The sequence below is a fragment of the Saccharomonospora halophila 8 genome, assembly GCF_000383775.1.
GTDB lineage: Bacteria > Actinomycetota > Actinomycetes > Mycobacteriales > Pseudonocardiaceae > Saccharomonospora > Saccharomonospora halophila.
The window spans coordinates 5863-8613 of the sequence record NZ_KB912535.1; the positions used below are offsets into that span (position 1 = coordinate 5863).

The 2751-nt window shown below is 70.2% G+C and carries 4 protein-coding genes; all 4 read left to right on the forward strand.

Annotated elements, in window-relative coordinates; translation table 11 throughout:
• A partial coding sequence (locus SACHA_RS21335; RefSeq protein ID WP_157601651.1) for an SDR family oxidoreductase occupies window positions 1-568 on the forward strand: 568 nt, incomplete at its 5' end.
• 162 nt (window positions 569-730) lie between these two features.
• A complete protein-coding gene (locus tag SACHA_RS0109845) occupies window positions 731-1090 on the forward strand; it encodes a GntR family transcriptional regulator (protein WP_019809323.1) in 360 nt (119 codons plus the stop codon).
• Window positions 1087-2001 (forward strand): ABC transporter ATP-binding protein, encoded by a 915-nt coding sequence (locus tag SACHA_RS0109850; protein ID WP_019809324.1) that lies wholly within the window; start codon window positions 1087-1089, stop codon window positions 1999-2001. The genes SACHA_RS0109845 and SACHA_RS0109850 overlap by 4 nt, the downstream gene beginning before the upstream one ends.
• Entirely contained in the window at window positions 1998-2702 is a 705-nt protein-coding gene (locus SACHA_RS0109855; RefSeq protein WP_019809325.1) for a hypothetical protein, read from the forward strand. The genes SACHA_RS0109850 and SACHA_RS0109855 overlap by 4 nt, the downstream gene beginning before the upstream one ends.
• Window positions 2703-2751: the final 49 nt, after the last annotated feature.

Below are 2751 nucleotides of genomic sequence, written 5' to 3' on the forward strand. Positions count from 1 at the left end.
CCGGCTCGCCGCCGAGCTGCCGGACGCGCGTCCGTGGCCGGTGGACCTCACCGACGACGCCGCGCTGGCCGAGGCGACGTCGTCACTCGACCGGCTGGATGTGCTGGTCCATTCGGCGGGGGTGGCCGGGCTGGGCAGCGTGGCGGAGTCGCCCGCCGCGGTGTGGCGGCACAATTTCGAGGTGAACACGGTCGCCGTGGTCGAATTGACGCGCCTGCTGCTTCCCGCGCTGCGGGCCGCCCGCGGACACGTGGTGTTTCTCAACTCCGGGCAGGGGCTGTCCGCGCGGGCCGGGTGGGGGCCGTACGCGGCGAGCAAGTTCGCGCTGCGCGCCTGTGCCGACGTGCTGCGGGCCGAGGAGGAGAGCCGGGGCGTGCGCGTGACCACCGTCTACCCGGGGCGCACCGATACGGAGATGCAGGAGGCCGTGATCGCGCACGAGGGCGGTTCCTACACGCCGGAGGACTACCTGCGCCCCGAGTCGGTCGCCGCGGCCGTGCACGCCGCCGTGACGGCGGGTCCGGACGCCCATCTGACGGAGCTGACCCTCCGCCCGCGTCCCCGCTGACAACCCACCGACTCCCGGCAGCGCCGTCCCCGCACCTCGCGGGGGCGGCGCTTTTTCGTGCTCGGCGGCCATTCCGACTTGACCTCCTCACCCATGTGGTGACATGGTTACCCACATGACTAATGAACCAGTGAGGAGCTGGGTGTTCGGACGGGGGCGGTGATGGACGACGGCAGGCCGCTGTTCCAGCAGATCGCCGAGCAGATCGAGGACTCGGTCATCGACGGCTCGCTGGAGGAGGAGACGAGGGCTCCGTCGACGAACGAGCTCGCCGCCTTCCACCGGATCAACCCGGCCACGGCGGCGAACGGCATCAACAAGCTGGTGACCGAAGGGACGCTCTACAAGAGAAGGGGGGTCGGGATGTTCGTCGCGACCGGGGCACGGGAGCGGTTGCTCGAACGCCGCCGCACCGAGTTCGGGGAGAAGTTCATCGCTCCGCTGCTGGCGGAGGCACACCGGCTCGGCATGGACGCCGACGACCTGAAGAAGATGATCGAAGTCTGGAGGGACGACGCATGAGCGTGGCCACCATGCGGGGGGTGACCAAGCGTTACGGCGACACCACGGCCGTGCACGACGTCTCCTTCGAACTGGGTGAGGACCGGATCCACGGCCTGCTCGGACGGAACGGCGCGGGCAAGAGCACCGCCATGCGGCTGCTCACCGGGCAGGAACGGCAGACCGACGGGGCGATCGAGGTCTTCGGGGCGAATCCGTACGAGAACGCCGCCGTGCTCGACCGGGTCTGCTTCATCCGGGAGTCGTTGAGATATCCCGACACGTTCAAGGTCCGGCACGCCTTCGCCGCGGCGGCACTGCGGTTCCCGCACTGGGACGCGGACTTCGCGGCCGAGCTGGCCGACGAGTTCGGCCTCCCGCTCCGCAAACGGATCAAGAAGCTCTCCCGGGGCCAGACCTCGGCGGTGGGCATCATCATCGGCCTGGCCGCCCGCGCGCCGCTGACCCTGTTCGACGAGCCCTACCTCGGCCTGGACGCGGTGGCGCGGCAGCGCTTCTACGACCGGCTGCTGGCCGACTACACCGCACACCCGCGCACGATCGTGCTGTCCACCCATCTGATCGACGAGGTCAGTGACCTGCTCGAACACGTGCTCGTGATCGACTCCGGGCGCATCCTCATGGACGAGGGCGCCGAGGACCTGCGGTCGCGGGCGGTCACGGTGAGCGGGCCGAGCGACGCGGTCGAACGGTTCGCGGCCGGGCACACCGAACTGCACCGGGAGGCGCTCGGTGGGTACCTCCGCCTCACCCTCTCCGGTGCCGTGCCCCGGCAGGGCACCGACAGCGTGAGTGTGGAACCGGTGTCCCTCCAGCAACTGGTGGTGCGCACGACCCAGCTCGGCGACGGGGGCCCGGTTCCGGCCGGTGCCACCGACGGGCACGACAACAGCAGGGAGGCCGGACGATGAACCGCATTTCCCGACTGGTCCGCATCCAACTGGTCAACGCACCCGCCGTGTTCGGCCTGCCGGTGCTCATCCTGGCACTGGTCATCGCGGCCAACATGCTGATCTTCGCCACGGTTCAGGGGGCCCGCGGGGGCGAGGTCACCGGAAACGCCACCGGGGCCCTCACCGCGATCTACGCCGTGATGCTGGTCGGGCATCTGCAGACGATGACGCAGATGTTCCCGTTCGCGGTGAGCCTTTCCGCCACCCGCCGGGACTTCTTCGGCGCCACCGTGCTGGTCGTGGGCGGGCAGTCGGTGGTCTACGGCGTGCTGCTGGCGGTGTTGGCCGTCGTCGAACGGGCCACCGGCGGGTGGGGCGTGAACATGACCCTGGTGACCCTGCCCCTCTTCGAGCAGGAGGGGCCCCTGCGACAGGTCCTGGCCTACGCCGCCCCCTTCGTGCTGGTGTCCTTCCTCGGCATCTGGTTCGGGATCGTGTTCCAGCGGTGGAAGCAGTTCGGCGTCTGGACGCTGGGCATCTCCTTCGGCGTGGTGGCCGTCGGTTTCGTCGCGGTGGTGAACTGGCTCGATGCGTGGTCGGCCGTCGGGGAGTTCTTCGCGAGCCAGCCCCCTCTGATGTGGCAGGCCGGATATCCGCTGCTGGCCGCGGTCGTGCTCGGCGCGGCCGCCTATCTCACGGCGCGACGCGCCGTGCCGTGAGGCGTGTGTGCGCCGGTCCCGGGGTGGGGGCGGGACCGGCGCACACACG

Bases quoted from the DNA above. Each gene is read 5' to 3' on its own strand.
- SACHA_RS0109855 (WP_019809325.1), top strand. From the start codon at position 1,998: ATGAACCGCATTTCCCGACTGGTCCGCATCCAACTGGTCAACGCACCC.
- SACHA_RS0109850 (WP_019809324.1), top strand. From the start codon at position 1,087: ATGAGCGTGGCCACCATGCGGGGGGTGACCAAGCGTTACGGCGACACC.
- SACHA_RS0109845 (WP_019809323.1), top strand. From the start codon at position 731: ATGGACGACGGCAGGCCGCTGTTCCAGCAGATCGCCGAGCAGATCGAG.